Annotated in this window: 16 protein-coding genes and 1 pseudogene; 15 read left to right on the top strand and 2 right to left on the bottom strand. The window is 33.1% G+C overall.

The genetic code is table 11. The features are described 5' to 3' along the window. The 7 genes and pseudogenes from AB3K27_RS12680 (at nt 1) to AB3K27_RS12650 (ending at nt 5,382) form a co-directional block, all read left to right on the top strand. Complete coding sequence (locus AB3K27_RS12680; protein ID WP_368487789.1) at nt 1-585, top strand: aminodeoxychorismate/anthranilate synthase component II; 585 nt, start codon at nt 1-3, stop codon at nt 583-585. After that, entirely contained in the window at nt 575-1,582 is a 1,008-nt protein-coding gene (trpD, locus tag AB3K27_RS12675) for an anthranilate phosphoribosyltransferase (protein ID WP_368487788.1), read from the top strand. The genes AB3K27_RS12680 and trpD overlap by 11 nt, the downstream gene beginning before the upstream one ends. Nucleotides 1,583-1,596: 14 nt before the next feature. Continuing rightward, nucleotides 1,597-2,394: an indole-3-glycerol phosphate synthase TrpC gene (trpC, locus tag AB3K27_RS12670; RefSeq protein ID WP_368487787.1), complete on the top strand. Its 798-nt coding sequence runs from the start codon at nt 1,597-1,599 to the stop codon at nt 2,392-2,394. A 21-nt stretch (nt 2,395-2,415) separates the two neighbouring features. Next, nucleotides 2,416-3,015 (top strand): phosphoribosylanthranilate isomerase, encoded by a 600-nt coding sequence (locus tag AB3K27_RS12665; protein ID WP_368487786.1) that lies wholly within the window; start codon nt 2,416-2,418, stop codon nt 3,013-3,015. After that, nucleotides 3,012-4,202, top strand: a complete 1,191-nt coding sequence (gene trpB / locus AB3K27_RS12660) for a tryptophan synthase subunit beta (protein WP_368487785.1) — start codon at nt 3,012-3,014, stop codon at nt 4,200-4,202. Before AB3K27_RS12665 ends, trpB begins: the two co-directional genes overlap by 4 nt. Before the next feature lie 26 nt (nt 4,203-4,228). Beyond that, on the top strand, nt 4,229-5,020 hold the full coding sequence (gene trpA / locus AB3K27_RS12655) for a tryptophan synthase subunit alpha (protein ID WP_368487784.1): 792 nt from the start codon (nt 4,229-4,231) through the stop codon (nt 5,018-5,020). An 85-nt stretch (nt 5,021-5,105) separates the two neighbouring features. Beyond that, a pseudogene (locus tag AB3K27_RS12650) lies at nt 5,106-5,382 on the top strand (metal-sensitive transcriptional regulator). 20 nt (nt 5,383-5,402) lie between these two features. On the opposite strand, the gene AB3K27_RS12645 reads toward AB3K27_RS12650, so the two are convergent. Both AB3K27_RS12645 and AB3K27_RS12640 read right to left on the bottom strand, forming a co-directional pair. After that, on the bottom strand, nt 5,403-5,855 hold the full coding sequence (locus tag AB3K27_RS12645) for a threonine/serine exporter family protein (RefSeq protein WP_368487783.1): 453 nt from the start codon (nt 5,853-5,855) through the stop codon (nt 5,403-5,405). Further along, nucleotides 5,852-6,622, bottom strand: coding sequence for a threonine/serine exporter family protein (locus AB3K27_RS12640; RefSeq protein ID WP_368487782.1), 771 nt, complete (start codon nt 6,620-6,622; stop codon nt 5,852-5,854). The genes AB3K27_RS12645 and AB3K27_RS12640 overlap by 4 nt, the downstream gene beginning before the upstream one ends. Nucleotides 6,623-6,784: 162 nt before the next feature. Between AB3K27_RS12640 and glyA the strand changes: the two genes are divergently transcribed. The 8 genes from glyA to AB3K27_RS12600 all read left to right on the top strand — a co-directional run bounded on the left by glyA (nt 6,785) and on the right by AB3K27_RS12600 (nt 16,724). Beyond that, nucleotides 6,785-8,020, top strand: coding sequence for a serine hydroxymethyltransferase (gene glyA / locus AB3K27_RS12635; RefSeq protein ID WP_368487781.1), 1,236 nt, complete (start codon nt 6,785-6,787; stop codon nt 8,018-8,020). 170 nt (nt 8,021-8,190) lie between these two features. Further along, the gene (locus AB3K27_RS12630) at nt 8,191-8,436 is read left to right on the top strand and encodes a hypothetical protein (RefSeq protein WP_368487780.1); all 246 of its coding nucleotides are present in this window, start codon (nt 8,191-8,193) and stop codon (nt 8,434-8,436) included. A 114-nt stretch (nt 8,437-8,550) separates the two neighbouring features. Further along, the gene (locus AB3K27_RS12625; protein WP_368487779.1) at nt 8,551-12,324 is read left to right on the top strand and encodes a phosphoribosylformylglycinamidine synthase; all 3,774 of its coding nucleotides are present in this window, start codon (nt 8,551-8,553) and stop codon (nt 12,322-12,324) included. A 122-nt stretch (nt 12,325-12,446) separates the two neighbouring features. Further along, nucleotides 12,447-13,154, top strand: coding sequence for a lantibiotic protection ABC transporter ATP-binding protein (locus AB3K27_RS12620; protein WP_368487778.1), 708 nt, complete (start codon nt 12,447-12,449; stop codon nt 13,152-13,154). Between the two features lies 1 nt (nt 13,155). Then, nucleotides 13,156-13,908 (top strand): lantibiotic immunity ABC transporter MutE/EpiE family permease subunit, encoded by a 753-nt coding sequence (locus AB3K27_RS12615; RefSeq protein ID WP_368487777.1) that lies wholly within the window; start codon nt 13,156-13,158, stop codon nt 13,906-13,908. 1 nt (nt 13,909) lies between these two features. Then, nucleotides 13,910-14,671, top strand: coding sequence for a lantibiotic immunity ABC transporter MutG family permease subunit (locus AB3K27_RS12610; protein WP_368487776.1), 762 nt, complete (start codon nt 13,910-13,912; stop codon nt 14,669-14,671). A gap of 14 nt (nt 14,672-14,685) precedes the next feature. After that, the gene (locus AB3K27_RS12605; protein ID WP_368487775.1) at nt 14,686-15,345 is read left to right on the top strand and encodes a response regulator transcription factor; all 660 of its coding nucleotides are present in this window, start codon (nt 14,686-14,688) and stop codon (nt 15,343-15,345) included. Further along, nucleotides 15,336-16,724, top strand: coding sequence for an ATP-binding protein (locus tag AB3K27_RS12600; protein WP_368487774.1), 1,389 nt, complete (start codon nt 15,336-15,338; stop codon nt 16,722-16,724). The genes AB3K27_RS12605 and AB3K27_RS12600 overlap by 10 nt, the downstream gene beginning before the upstream one ends. The last annotated feature ends 77 nt before the right edge of the window (nt 16,725-16,801 follow it).

Here is a 16,801-nt window from a genome sequence, read left to right as displayed (position 1 = left end):
TTGATATTAATGATAGATAATTATGATTCTTTTACCTATAATCTTTATCAATATATAGGAGAATTGTATAAGGATATAGAGGTAATTAGAAATGATGAGATTTCAGTGGAGGATATAGAGAAATTTGAAAATTTACAGGGTATAGTTATATCTCCAGGTCCGGGAGTACCAGAAGATTCGGGTATATGTATTGAGGTAATAAAAAGGTATGGAAAAGATATACCTATTTTAGGAATATGCCTTGGTCATCAAGCCATAGCCAAGGCATATGGTGGAGATGTAATAAGGGCAAAAGAAATAAAGCATGGTAAAACATCCATGGTAGAGCATGTAGAAAATGAATTATTTAAAGGAATTAAAAGTCCTATTAGGGCTATGAGATATCATTCTTTAATAGTAGATGAAGAATCCATAATTCCTACCCATATTATTAAAATTGCAGAAAGTGATGATGGTGTTTTAATGGGTATAAAGCACAGCTCTTATCCGGTATATGGACTTCAATTTCATCCTGAATCTATATTGACAGAGTGTGGTCATAGTATAATAAAGAATTTTTTACAGGAGGTATGTCATGTTAAGTGAAGCTATGAGAGAAGTTTTGTCAGGTAAGGATTTATCTGAAAGTCAATCTGAAAAGGTTATGCAAAATATAATGAAAGGACAAGAGTCTTCTGCATTAATAGCTGGCTTTTTAATAGCGCTAAAAATGAAGGGAGAATCTATTTCGGAGATAACAGGCTGTGCAAAGGCCATGAGAAACATGGCGGTGCCTGTAAAATTAAAATCAGAATATGCTATTGATACCTGTGGTACTGGCGGTGATGGAGGAAAAACTTTCAATATATCTACTGCAGCAGCTATTATAGCAGCAGCTGCAGGGATAAAAGTAGCTAAACATGGAAATAAAGCTGTATCCAGTAAAAGTGGCAGTGCGGATGTGCTAAAAGAGATGGGAATTAATATAAATTTGGAGAAATGTAAAGTTGAAGATTGCATTGATAATGTGGGTATGGGATTTTTATTTGCTCCAATGTACCATAGTGCTATGAAAAATGTGGCAAGTATTAGAAAGGAACTGGGGGTTAGAACTATATTCAATATATTGGGGCCACTTACCAATCCTGCATTTGTAAAAGGACAGCTTATAGGAGTTTATGATAGAAAACTTTTAGAACCGGTGGCTAAAACTCTTTTAAACTTAGGCTGTGAAAGAGCTATGGTGGTTCATGGAGGGGATGGATTAGATGAAATTACAACTACTACGGTAACTTATGTATGTGAAGTTAAAGATGGAGAAATAAAAAAATATACTTTGTCCCCTGAAGATTTTGGTATAAAAACTACTTTCTACAAAAATATTGCTGGAGGTACAGCTGAGGAAAATGCGGCTATAATAATGGATATATTAAAGGGAAAAACTGGCCCTGAAAGGGATATAGTGGTAATAAATAGTGCAGCTGCAATTTATATAGGCAAAAAGGCGGGGGATTTAAAAGAAGGAATTTTAAGAGCTAATGAAATTATAGACTCTGGAAAAGCTTATGCCAAGTATGAGGAAATTTTAAATTATAGCAATTAAGGCAGGTGTATGGGATGATATTAGATGATATAGTGGATGTAAAGAGAAAGGAACTGGAACTTAAAAAGGAAAGTAAACCTCTAAAAAGTATTATAAATGAAATTAGTAGAATAGATGAACTTGAAATTGGAAATTTTAAAGATGCTCTGATAAAGGACAATATATCCATTATAGGGGAGATAAAAAGGGCATCTCCATCTAAAGGTATAATAGCCCATAAATTTCAGATTGAAGATATATGCAGCATATATGAAACATTGGATATAGACGCTATATCTGTGCTCACTGAGCAGCATTATTTCAAGGGAAAGGATGAGTATTTAAAGAAGGCCAAAGAGTTTATTTCAAAACCTGTGCTGAGAAAAGATTTTATTGTAGATGAATATCAGATATATGAGTCAAAGCTTTTAGGGGCAGATGCCATACTTCTAATAGTAAGGATTTTAAAACAAAATTTAGGTAAGTTTTATAAGATAGCTTCTTCCGTAGGACTTCAATGTATTGTAGAGGTCCATAATAAAAGTGAATTGGATATTGCACTGGAAATAGAACCGGAGATAATTGGAATAAACAATAGAAATCTTGAAAATTTTACTGTGGATTTAAAAAATACAGAAAATTTAATTAATTATATACCGGAGCATACTGCTGTAGTTTCAGAAAGTGGAATAAAAACAAGTATGGATTTTAAATATATAAAAAGTCTTCCTATAAATGGAGTATTAATTGGAGAAGGACTCATGAAAAAAATTGATGATATAAACAGTATTAAAAAATTCATAGACAGTATAAAAATGGATAACTTTCAATAGATAATTGGAGGTGAATACACATTGATTAAAGTAAAGATATGCGGCCTCAGAAGAGAAGAGGATATTAAATGTGTGAATAAATATAAACCGGATTATGTAGGACTTATATTTTCAAAAAGTAAAAGACAGGTAAATTTAGAGCAGGCTAAAATGCTTATAGCAAATTTAGATAGTGGTATTAAAAGTGTAGGAGTCTTTGTAGATGAAACTTTAGAATATGTATACAACACATCAAAAATTTTAGAACTGGATGTAATTCAATTTCATGGCTCAGAAGATGAAGAGTATATGAAGTATTTTAATGAATTTACTATTTGGAAAGCTTTAAAAGTAAAGTGTAGAGAAGATATTTTAAATTTGAACTATAAATACGCAGATGGAATAGTTTTAGACAACAAGACAGCTGGAAGTGGGAAATGCTTTGATTGGGATATTGCAAGAGATATTAAGATTAGGAAGGACTTAATATTGGCAGGAGGCATCAATGAAGAAAATGTTGAAACTGCAGTGAATATAGTTAATCCAAGTATAGTAGATGTTTCTAGCGGTGTTGAAAGCCAGGAATATAAGGATTCAAATAAAATAAAAATGTTTATTGAGAAAGTGAGGAATATTAAGTGAATAAATTATATGAAAATTCAGGAAGATTTGGCAAATTTGGAGGACAATATGTACCTGAAACAGTTATGACTGCACTTATGGAACTTGAAGAAAGTTTTAATGAGGCAAAACAGGACAGTGAATTTATGAAGGAGTACATGTATTATTTGCAAGAGTATTCAGGAAGACCTACTCCACTTTATTATGCAGAGAATCTTACTAAAAATTTAGGCGGTGCAAAGATATATTTAAAGAGAGAAGATTTAAATCATACCGGTGCACACAAGATAAACAACGTATTAGGACAGATACTTCTGGCAAAGAGAATGGGAAAGAAAAAGGTAATAGCAGAAACTGGTGCAGGACAGCATGGAGTGGCAGTGGCTACAGGAGCTGCCATGTTTCAAATGGAATGTGTTATCTATATGGGAGAAGAGGACTGCAGGAGGCAATCTTTAAATGTGCTTAGGATGGAGATATTAGGAGCAAAAGTAGTTCCTGTAAAGTCAGGTACCAAAACTTTAAAAGATGCAGTAAATGAAGCTCTTAGAAAATGGGTGGAAAATATTGAAGATACTTTTTATGTAATGGGATCTGTAGTAGGGCCTCATCCTTATCCAACTATGGTAAGAGATTTTCAAAGGGTGATAGGGGATGAAACTAAGGAGCAGATGTTGAAAAAAGAAGGAAGACTTCCAGATTATATAATAGCATGTGTGGGAGGTGGAAGTAATTCTATGGGTATTTTTTATCCTTTTGTAGAAGATGAATCCGTAAAACTTATAGGAGTTGAGGCAGCTGGGCTGGGAGTAGACACGGACAAACATGCTGCTTCTATGGCTAAAGGCTCTGTAGGAGTACTCCACGGTATGATGACTTATTTGATTCAAGATGATGAAGGACAGATACTTCCTGTATATTCTATATCTGCAGGACTGGATTATCCTGGAGTAGGACCTGAACATGCTTATTTAAAGGATACAGAAAGGGCACATTATACCTATGTTACGGACCAGGAGGCCTTGGAAGCTTTTGCATATTTGAGTAAGCATGAAGGTATAATACCAGCCCTTGAGAGCTCTCATGCACTGGCTTATACTATGAAATTGGCACCTAAACTTACCAGGGAAGAAATAATTGTGGTAAATATTTCTGGACGAGGAGATAAGGATGTAAATACTATTGCAGAGCTTAATATATTTGAGTAAAATTTTATACAATATGGAGGATAGAGATGAATAGAATTGATTTTAAATTTGAAGAATTAAAAAAACAAAATAAAAAAGCACTTATACCTTTTGTAACAGCAGGAGATCCTAGTCTTAAAGCTACAGTTAATATTGTGCTTGAAATGGATAAAAAGGGAGCAGATATAGTAGAAATTGGAGTACCTTACTCTGATCCACTGGCAGATGGTCCTGTTATACAGAGTTCTTCCCAAAGAGCAATAGAAAGAGGGGCTAAAATTAAAAATATTATGGAGACTGTAAAAAAAATAAGGGAAAAGAGTGATATTCCATTAGTGTATCTGGTGTATTATAATTCTATATTTAAATATGGTCTGGAAAAGTTTATATCTGAAGCTTCTGCCTCAGGCATAAATGGAATTATAATACCAGATCTTCCTATAGAAGAAAGGGGAGATATAATGGATATAGCGGGAAAATATGAAGTTCATTTAATACCTCTTGTGGCACCCACTTCAAAAAAAAGAATTAAAGAGATAGCAGGTGGAGGTTCAGGTTTTATATATTGTGTATCTAAAAATGGGGTAACTGGAGTGGGGGAACAAATCAAAACAGATATTAAAGAATATATGGAACTTGTAGGCAGTTATACAAAACTTCCTAAAGCTTTGGGATTTGGAATTTCAGGACCTGACATGGCAAGAGAATTTAAACCTTATTGCGATGGAATAATAATAGGAAGTGCCATAATTGATATTATATATAAATGCAGGGATGAAAAAGAAATATTAAACAAGGTAGGTACATTCATTTCGGAGGTGAAAAAGAGCTTGGAGTAGAGGATTTATTTTTTTTATGTCACTTATAGGTTATAATATATACTAACCTTAAGGTTTTGAATTAGGGTTATTGTATGTATTACGTTTGGGAGTGATATTTTTGGAAGAAAAAAAACAGATTCAGACTAGATTGAGAAGAATAGAAGGACAGATAAAAGGCATTGAGAAGATGATTGAAAGTGATATATGCTGCAGGGATATTTTAATACAAATTGCAGCGGTGAGAGCAGCAGTAAACAAGGTAGGAGGTCTGGTACTTAAAAATTATGCCAAGACCTGCCTGGTGGAAGATGAAAATAATAAAGCTAAAAATGATAATTATAGATGCTTTTTTAGAGACTTTTACTATGTTCTTAAAGTAAACAGTATAAAAACAGAGTGATTAAAGCTGATTGATTTTAAAAAGTTTTCTTCTAAAAAGTGCAGCGGTCTTGAATATGGAAGATACTAAAAATATACCTACAGCTATAGTTCCTGCAATCTCCAGGGTGTTAAGGCCTGTAGACAGTGATTCATTTATATGGCCTTGTATAGATTGAAGCATGGTATTATACATTCCCCACCCTGGAACTAAGGGAATAATTGAATATATTATAAAAGTTGTTGCAGGAGTTTTTAATATTCTGGCCATTATTTCTGAATAGATGGAGGCAAATACTGAAGCTATGAAAAAACACAGTATACTGGAGTAGATTAAATAATGTGAGGAAAGTAGATAAAAAAACCAGGTAAATCCTCCACCTAAGGATGAGAATATTAAATTTTTTCCCCTTACATTTCCAAGTATGCTGAAAGACAAAGTGGCAATTAAGATATATATAGAATTTATTATCATAGAGTCATTCCTCCTATAACAAACCATAATTTTAATACAACTCCTGTGCCTATGGCAATGGCTACAGCTACCAGAAAGGCCTCTATTCCCCTAGAAATACCGGAGATCAAATCCCCTGCAATTGTATCTCTTATGGCGTTCGTTATGGAAAGCCCTGGAACTAAAAGCATAATGGAACTTATTATTATGGTATCTCTGTTAGAACCTATATTGTATTTAATACTTATAAGTGCTATTAGAGCAGCGATAGAGCCGCATAGTATATTTATAAAGAATTCATTTGCCCGAAGAAAATTAAGACTTCTAGAGGTTAAATTTATTAAAAGCCCTATAAAGAATGATACCAGGGAATCTTTTATATTTCCTCCAAAGGCAAGACAAAAAAAAGCGGTAGCTGTTCCTGAAAATAATAAGGTTGCCTTAAAGCTGTAAGGGCTGGAGCATTCAATTTTACATAGTTTGATTTCTACTTTGTATAAAGAATAATTATTATCTTTTATATTTCTTGAAAGGGTATTTACCCTGGATATTTTTTCTAAATTCAATGTTCTATGGCGTACTCTTTTTATTACTGATATGGTTTCACCATATTCATTTGAGGCAGATACTATAATTACATTTAAAGTTACAAAGGCGTCTATGCTGAATATACTATAGCTGTTTCCTATTCTGGTTATGGTTTCTTCTACCCTGTATATTTCAGCTCCACTTTCCAGCATTATTTTTCCAGCATGGGCTGCCAGATTTACTATTTTATCAATATTCATAGTTGGTATTCTCCCTGTACAAAATAAATAATGCAATTATTATATCATAAAATTTGTCTTTGTTATTTATAAAGTATACTTGTGTAAATTGAAGTTATAAAGTAATATGGTAATGAAACTGAATGATTTTAAAACTTATATTTTCAAAGGAGTGAATAGTACATGGATTTTAGCCAATTGAAAAATACTGACAAAGCCGTCTATGGAATAATTGAAGAAGAATGGGAAAGACAAAAAAATGGTATAGAACTTATTGCTTCTGAAAATTTTACCAGTAAAAGTGTAATGGAAGCCATGGGTTCCTTTTTAACGAATAAATATGCGGAAGGATATCCAGGTAAGAGATATTATGGAGGATGTTACATAGTAGATAAGGCAGAAGATTTAGCTAGAGATAGAATGAAAAAGCTTTTTAATGCAGAACATGTGAATGTACAGCCTCATTCTGGCTCTCAGGCAAATATGGCTGTTTATATGTCGGTTTTAAAACCGGGAGATACAGTTCTTGGAATGAGTTTAAATCATGGTGGTCATTTAACTCATGGAAGTAAAGTGAGTTTTTCAGGTAAATTATACAATTTTGTTTCCTATGGATTAAATAGCCACACGGAGATAATTGATTATGATGAAATGAGAGAATTGGCTCTTAAGCACAAGCCTAAGATGATAGTCTCCGGTGCCAGTGCATATCCAAGAAAAATAGATTTTAAGAAGATAAGAGAAATATGTGATGAAGTGGGAGCTTATATGATGGTAGACATAGCCCATATTGCAGGACTGGTTGCTGCAGGCAAACATGAATCTCCAGTACCTTATGCAGATTTTGTTACTACTACTACCCATAAAACATTGAGAGGACCTAGGGGAGGGGCAATAATATGCAAGGAAAAATATGGTGCTGCCCTTGACAAGACCATATTTCCAGGAATACAAGGCGGTCCTTTAATGCATATCATAGCTGCTAAGGCAGTTTGTTTTGGAGAGGCATTAACAGATGAATATAAACAATATATAGAGCAAGTGATAAAAAATGCTAAAGTTTTAGGGGAAGAGCTGGTAAAATATGGATTTAGACTTGTGAGTGGAGGTACTGACAATCATCTTTTGTTAGTAGATCTTACCAATAAAAATATTACAGGAAAGGATACAGAAGAACTTTTAGATAAGGTAAATATAACTGTAAATAAGAATGCTATTCCTTTTGATAAATTAGGACCCAATATCACAAGTGGAATTAGGATAGGTACTCCAGCTGTAACTACCAGAGGATTTAAAGAAGAGGAAATGAAAAAAATAGCTTATCTTATTAATAAAGCAGTGGAAAACAGAGAATCTGACCTGTCAGATATTAAAAAAGAGGTAATAGAATTATGTACAGCTTTTCCTCTCTATAAATAGATTATTTTTTAAATTGTATATTATAAATTATAACTGTCTGCTTTATTGCAGGCAGTACTTTTTTCAATTTAAATTAAAGTTTGGAGTGTATTTATTTTTACAAAGCTAATAATATTCTAGAATATTTATGAATATAATTTATTAAAATAAATATAATGGGGTTGAGCCATGTGATAAAAAAAGGGACTTTTATTGAAGTAAAAATAGTACACTATCATGAGAATAAAAAGATAGCTGATGTGTTTTTAAGAGGCAGTTGCTTAAAAAGCTGTGAAGTAGGAGAATATACAGAAATACTTACTACCACAGGTCACATAGTTAAAGGAATAGTTTCTGAAAATAATTTTTTCTATAGTTATTTAGGTGCAAATAGTAAAAATACACAAGGTATACTTTTTATTAAAGGAAAAAGGTAAGACAATACTACATATTATTCACAAAAAAATATATATATGATATAATGTATGCGAATAATTTTGATGAAAATATAGTAAACGTTCGAAAAAATAATAAAATAAGGAGAAAGTACAATGGGTGTTAAAAGACTGTTTGTAGAGAAAAAGAAGGGATTTGACATAGAAGCTCAAGGACTTCTCAAAGATATTAGAGAAAGTCTCAGTATCCATCATTTAGAAAATGTAAAGGTAGTAAATCGTTATGATATAGAAAATATGAATAATAAGGAGTACGAGGAATCTAAACATATAATATTTTCAGAAAAAACTGTAGATAACATATATGAAGAAGAAATGGATATAGAGGAAAATACGAAAGTCTTTGCAGTGGAATATCTTCCTGGCCAATATGATCAAAGAGCGGATTCTGCATCTCAATGTATTCAAATATTAACTCAAAGTGAAAAAACTCAGGTTGTATCCTCAAAAGTATATATTCTTTATGGGGATATATCTGAGAAGGAATTTATAAAAATAAAAAATTACTGTATAAATCCTGTGGATTCCAGAGAAGCTTCTTTGGATAAATTAGATAGCCTGGAGAGTAAATTAGTTATACCGCAATCTGTGGAAATACTAAATGGATTTATAGAAAAAGATAAGGCAGAACTTGAGGAATTTATAAGAACCAAAGGTCTTGCCATGAGTATAGAAGACTTGATCTTCTGCCAGAGGTATTTTAAAGAAAAAGAGATGAGGGATCCTACTATAACAGAAATAAAAGTAATAGACACATATTGGTCCGATCACTGCAGACATACTACTTTTATGACTGAATTAACTGATGTGTCCATTGAAGATGGAAAATTCTCAACTCCTATAAAAAATACTTATGAAGACTACTTAAAATTAAGAAATAGAATATATGCTGAAAATAAGAAACCTGAATGTCTTATGGATATAGGTACCATTGCCATGAAGAAATTAAGAAAAGATGGAAAACTAAAAGATTTAGATGAATCAGATGAAATAAATGCATGTAGTATAGTTGTAGATGCAGATATAAATGGAAAAAACGAAAAATGGCTTGTAATGTTTAAAAATGAAACTCATAACCATCCAACAGAGATTGAGCCTTTTGGAGGAGCTGCAACCTGTCTTGGAGGGGCAATACGTGATCCACTATCAGGAAGATCCTATGTATATCAGGCCATGAGGGTTACAGGAAGTGGAGATCCTAGAATTAAGGTAGAGGATACATTAAAAGGAAAACTTCCACAGAAAAAAATAACCATAGGAGCAGCAGAAGGATATAGTTCCTATGGAAATCAGATAGGTCTTGCTACTGGAATGGTTTCTGAAATATATGATGAAGGATATGTGGCAAAAAGAATGGAAATAGGTGCAGTTATAGCTGCGGCTCCTTTTGAAAATGTAAAGAGAGAGAAACCTGGTACCTCTGATGTGGTAATACTTTTAGGAGGAAGAACAGGAAGAGACGGCTGCGGTGGAGCTACAGGTTCTTCTAAAAAACACACAGAGTCTTCTATACTTACATCTGGAGCGGAAGTGCAAAAGGGTAATCCTGTTACGGAAAGAAAAATTCAAAGATTGTTTAGGAAACCTGAGGTAAGTAAGTTTATTAAAAGATGTAATGATTTTGGTGCAGGAGGAGTATCTGTAGCTATAGGAGAACTTACGGAAGGACTTGAAATAAATTTAGATTTAGTGCCTAAAAAATATGAAGGTTTAGATGGAACTGAACTTGCCATTTCAGAATCTCAAGAACGTATGGCAGTGGTTGTATCGAAAGAAAATCAGGATAGATTTATAGAATATGCAAGGCAAGAAAATTTAGAGGCAACTAAGGTAGCTGATGTTACAGGAGATAACAGGCTGAAGATGTTCTGGAGAGGGGATGCCATTGTAGATTTAAGCAGAGAATTTTTAGATACCAATGGAGTAAGGGCAGCTGTGAAGGTTAAGGTAAAATCCCCGGATAATAACAGCTATTTTGAAAAAAATGTTTTAAATAAAAAGGATAAAAGTAATCACATAAAAGAGCTGTGGATCAAAACTTTAAAAGATTTAAATGTGTGCAGTCAAAAAGGTCTGGTAGAGAGATTTGACAGCAGCATAGGTGCTTCTACTGTACTTATGCCTTTTGGAGGAAAATATCAGGATACTCCTACAGAAGCTATGGCAGCAAAATTACCTGTATTAAATGGAGAAACCAATACCGCTACAGTAATGAGTTTTGGATATAATCCAGATATTGCTAAATGGAGCCCTTTTCATGGAGCAGTTTATGCAGTAGTGGAGTCTGTAGCTAAAATTGCAGCTTCAGGAGGATCAGTAAATAATATAAAATTGACCTTTCAAGAATATTTTGAAAAGCTTGGTAAAGATCCGCAAAAGTGGGGTAAGCCTTTTTCTGCTTTACTTGGAGCTCTTTATGCCCAAAATGAGTTTGATATAGCAGCCATAGGGGGAAAAGACAGTATGTCCGGGAGTTTTAAGGATATGGATGTTCCACCTACCTTGGTCTCCTTTGCAGTTAGTACAGGAGAAGCTGACAAGATTATATCACCTGAGTTCAAAGGTTATGAAAATTATGTGGTAATTATACCTGTTTCAAGGGATGAATTTTGTATTCCAAATATTAAAAAACTTAAAGAAAATTATAGTATTATAAACAGCATGATAAGAGAAGGCGAAGTGTTGTCCGCCCACACTGTTAAAAGAGGGGGAATATGTGAAGCAGTAAGCAAAATGAGTTTTGGGAATAGAATTGGGATGAAATTTGAAAATAATATAAACACTGAAGAATTATTTTTTCCAGACTACGGTTCTATAATATTAGAGATAGATTCAAAGATAAATATTAAAGAAAAACTTAAAAATATAGATTTTAAACTTATTGGAGTCACACAAAAAAAGCAGTCTATAGAGGTAAATGGAGTAGATATACCTATTTTGGATATGATAAATTCATGGGAGGAAAGTCTTGAAAATATTTTTCCTACCTATGTTCCAGGAGAAAATGAGAAAATAGATGTGGAATATTTCCACAGGGAAAATAAAATTTCTCCAGCTATAAAGGCAGCGGTTCCAAAAGTAGTTATACCTGTATTTCCAGGAACCAATTGTGAATATGATACAGAAAGAGCATTTAAAAAAGCAGGAGCTGAAGTGGAAACTATTATAGTCAAAAATTTAACAGGAACGCAGATAGAAGAATCAGTAGATGCAATTATTAAGGGAATAAACTCTTCCCAGATTATTATGCTTCCTGGAGGATTTAGTGCAGGAGATGAACCAGATGGTTCAGGTAAATTTATTGCCACCTTCTTTAGAAATCCTAGGATAAAAGAGGCCGTAATGGAGTTTTTAAATAAAAGAGATGGCCTTATGCTTGGAATATGCAATGGCTTTCAAGCCCTTATAAAATTAGGACTTGTACCTTTCGGGGAAATAAGGGATATAGATGAATTTTGTCCTACCCTTACCTATAATAAGATAGGAAGACATGTATCCACCATAGTAAACACAAAGGTTATCTCCAATTTATCTCCTTGGTTTAACAATGCAAGGGTAGGAGATGTCTACTCCATAGCAGTTTCCCATGGAGAGGGAAGATTTGTGGTTGGAGATGATATGATTGTCAAACTTAAAAGTAAGGGTCAGATAGCAACACAATATGTAGATCTTCAGGGAAATCCTAGCTGTGATGTTAAATTTAACCCAAATGGCTCCTACTATGCAGTGGAGGGTATAACCAGTCCGGATGGTAGAATACTTGGTAAAATGGGGCATTCAGAAAGAATAGGAGAAAATGTCTTTAAAAATATTCCAGGGGAAAAGGATCAAAAGTTATTTGAGGCAGGAATTAACTATTTTAAGATTTAAATTATTCCTTATATTAAGCGTATATATAAGATGAAGTGTAAAAAGCTTCATCTTTTTAGTATTCCTTATAAAATCCTTATAATTATAAATTATTATGTAATCAAATGAGGAGGACCGTAGGAATGAATAATTTTATTTTAGAAACTAAAAAGCTCTGTAAAAATTTTAAAGGACAAATGGCAGTAAATAATATATCACTTAAGGTCAAGAAAAATTCTATTTATGGATTGCTTGGACCAAATGGAGCAGGAAAGTCCACGACATTAAAGATAATAACTGGAATGCTGAGAGCAAGCAGTGGAGAAATTTTATTTGAAGGTCATAAGTGGAGTAGAAATGATTTGAGAAATGTGGGGGCTTTAATTGAAGGTGCACCACTTTATGGAAATCTTACTGCAAGGGAAAATTTAAAGGTGCGTACAATAGTTTTAGGATTACCTGACAAAAGAATCGATGAAGTACTTGAAATAGTGGATTTAAAGAATACGGGCAAGAAAAGAGCGCATCAATTTTCCATGGGAATGAAGCAAAGGCTTGGCATTGCAATAGCTATCCTAAATAATCCAAAACTTTTAATTTTGGATGAGCCTACTAATGGACTGGACCCTTTTGGTATACAAGAACTTCGTGAGTTAATTCGTTCTTTTCCAGAACATGGAATTACAGTAATACTATCAAGTCATGTACTGAGTGAAGTTGAACAGGTAGTTGATGAAATTGGAATTATTTCAGGTGGAGTTTTAGGATATCAGGGAGGTATGAAAAAGGGAGAAGATCTTGAAAAGTTGTTTATAGAGGTTGCCGGAAAATATAGAAGGGAGGGAGAATAATATGGAAGCTTATTTTAAATCAGAGTATTTAAAGATAAAACATACATTTATGGGAAAACTTATTTTTCTGGCACCGATTTTTGCAATAATTCTTTCATTGATATTAACACCACATTATTTTGAGATAGATAGCTATAATTGGTGGTATGTAATGATTCTTCCAGGAATGGTGTCCTTATTATGTACATTAATTGCTGTCAAAGATAACAAGATGAAAAACATGGCAGTGCTTTCTCTACCAGTAGACCTTAAAAAAGTTTGGATATCAAAAATACTTGTGTGCAGCTTGATGATAATTTTCGCTTCTATAATTCATTTATTTGGATGTTTATTTATTGGCAATATTCTTCATTTTGGAAAGCTTGGAATGATTCCAGCGGCAAGTGTAGTATTAGGAAGTTTGGTTTTAATTATTACTTTTTTATGGCAAATACCTTTTTGTCTGTTTCTTGGAAGTAAAATAGGAATATTTCCCACAATATTAATTAATATTATTGCCTATTTTATGCTAGGAGTAATATTTGCTGTTGAAGATGTGTTGTGGATAATACCATATGCGGTTCCATCCAGGTTAATGTGTCCCATTATAAAGGTTCTTCCAAACGGACTTCCTGCTGTTTCAGGTAATCAGACCTTTAGACCGGAGCTATTATCAGACAGTGTTATTTTACCTGGAATTATGATTACAGTAGTTTTATTTCTTACACTTACAGTTTTAACTGCAAAATGGTATGAAAGACAGGAGGCAAAATAATATGGGTATACTTTTTAAACTCGTAAGGGCGGATTTCCAGAAGATACGCCATACTGCAATAGTATGGATACATATTGTGATTCCAATACTGATTCCAATGCTGTTTTTAGGTTATTATACAAGCTCACCTTCAACTATAGATAATGTTTCAAAGGTAAGCTTGTATATACAAGTTTTAACTATGGGATTTCCATTGATAATTGGTATTGTCTGTGCCATGGTTGTGGAGCAGGAAGCTGATGCAGGAAATTTTCAGGAACTTTTGATGGCAAGACATAAACTTCTTAGTTTTTTTAGTAAGTTAGTTATGCTGCTTATCATGGGAGTGGGATCTCTTACTATTGCTGTTGGCATTCTGGGTTTTGGGTTGGAGTTCCTGATCCATAAAAATGCATTTGATGCTATTTTTTATGGAAAGATAATTTTCATTCTATTGTTCTGTGAAATTTTTTTATACTTGTTACATCTATTATGCAGTTTTATATTTGGAACAGGAGCCTCCATAGGACTTGGAATAGGGGAAAGCTTAATTTCAGCACTCATGCTTACAGGGCTTGGAGATATATTTGGAAAGTGGTTTCCGTGCAGTTGGGGCTCTAGAATACTGGATTCTTATATCAGTCTGAAGATTGACAATGGCAAGAATCTGTTAGTATTAAGTGAATTTCAAATTGTAGTATATATTTGTGTTACATCAACTATTATGTTGTTTTTAATAAGCTTTTTATGGTATAAATATTTTGAGGGAAGAAGTGAAAATTAAGTGGAAGTGATAGTATGGCGAATATACTGGCAATTGATGATGAAGAGGGAATTCTTGAAGTTATAAAAGTAGCACTTTCAAGAGAAGGACACAGGGTTACCACTATTTGTGATTTTTTATCCTTCCCTGTTGAAAGGTGTTTGGATTATGATTTGATTTTACTGGATGTTATGATGCCGGGTATAGACGGGTTCACTCTTTGTAAGAACATTCGTGACCTAGTAGATTGTCCTATTTTGTTCCTGACTGCAAAGACTATGGAGGAAGACATTGTAAAAGGACTCGTCATGGGTGGTGATGACTATATTACGAAGCCATTTGGAATTAATGAACTTCGCTGGAGGGTGGCAGCACATCTTAGAAGGGAACACAGGGAGAAACACAATAGTTTTATTGTATCTGGGGTAAGATTTAAAGTTTCAGCAAAAGAAGTGTTTATAGAAGAAAAACAGGTTTCTCTGACAAAAAGTGAATATGAAATAAGTGAATTCCTTGCTATAAATCATGGGCAGGTGTTTTCAAAGGAAAAAATATATGAGGCTGTATTTGGTTTTGACGGTGAAAGTGACAGTTCAGCTATTGTTGAACATATAAAAAATATAAGGGCGAAGTTTGCAAGGGTGGGCATATCTCCAATTGAAACAGTTTGGGGGATTGGATATAAATGGTCTTAAAAGTTAAGAAAAATTTAAGGGGCATATTTATCAGATATATTATATGTTTTGGTATTGCAGCGATATTACTTATAGTTTTGTATGCTTTTGTATTTTATTTAATGCTTGAAAATAACATTATATTACCTGCTAATTATTCTGAACATAAGATTGAAGGAAACAGAAGTGCAATCTTGAAGGCAGATAAGGTGACTTCCAATTTAATACCTTATGGCTGCAGTTATGGTGTATATAATGAAGATGGTAAGTTGCTTTATGGAAATTTTACGACTAAACAAGCTAAAGAAGCATGGACTGCCATAAAGAATAATCAAAACATTATTTTTGGAGATGGTTATCTTAGTGTATTTCATAGAAAAAAAGACATTTGCATTATTCAATATTCTATCAAGGCACAATTTAAATCACCTTTAATTAGAAAACATTTGGCAAATGTGGAATTGTTAGGAGTAGTTTTACTTTTGATATTATTGGTAGGAGAAGTTGTGCTGCTGGCAGTGGTATTTGGAAAATACCTCTCTAAAGAGATTAAAGTTTTAATTGAAGTTTCAGATAACATAAAGAGAAAGGATCTTGATTTTGAGCCTAAACATTCTGATATTCGTGAAATTGAAGAAGTAATTGATTCTTTAAATGACATGAAAAATGCTTTAAAGGAATCCTTAGAAAAACAGTGGAATATGGAAAAATTAAAGAAAAATCAAATTTCTACATTGGCACATGATATAAAGACACCTCTTACCATAATAAAGGGAAATGCGGAATTAATCAAGGAAATCAGTATTGAAGCAGATAATATGAAATATAATGACTATATTTTAAAAAGCGCAGATGAAATTGAAAAGTACTTGAAACTTCTTATAGATATTACAAAGTCAGAGGATATACTGGTTTTAAAGCAGGGTAAAATAAGGACAGAAGCATTCTTTAGAAAAATTGTAGATAAGGAAAGTGCATTAGCTTCTGAAAAAAATCTTGAGCTTATAAGTGAAGTGGAAAGTGCACCTGAATTTTTTTATGGGGATGAAGAACTTTTATATAGAGCTATTATGAATGTGATTTCAAATGCAATTGAGTACTCCCCAGAGTTTGGAAAATTGATTTTGAAAATTTATGGATGTAAAAATGAACTTGAGTTTTCAATTGAAGACAATGGACATGGATTTTCAGAGGAAGAACTGCAATTTGCAGCAGAGCAATTTTATAGGGGAGACAAGAGTAGAATTTCAAAGAACCATTATGGTATGGGACTATTTATTACAAGTTCGTTTATAAAGCTACATGGCGGGGTTATGAAACTATCAAATTCTGAACAAATTGGCGGTGCAAAGGTAGTTTTGGGAATTCCATTATTATCTAAGTCGATAATAGAAGATTAAGGAAATAGATTGTCCGCTAGAATTTGATATAAACAAATTATTGTAATTTATTGTTTATTTTAAATACCTATGGTTAT

Origin of the sequence: Clostridium sp. BJN0013 (assembly GCF_040939125.1) — a bacterium.
GTDB lineage: Bacteria > Bacillota > Clostridia > Clostridiales > Clostridiaceae > Clostridium_B.
The sequence above is the reverse complement of the archived record's forward strand: the minus strand, read 5'-3'. Positions and strand labels throughout refer to the sequence as shown.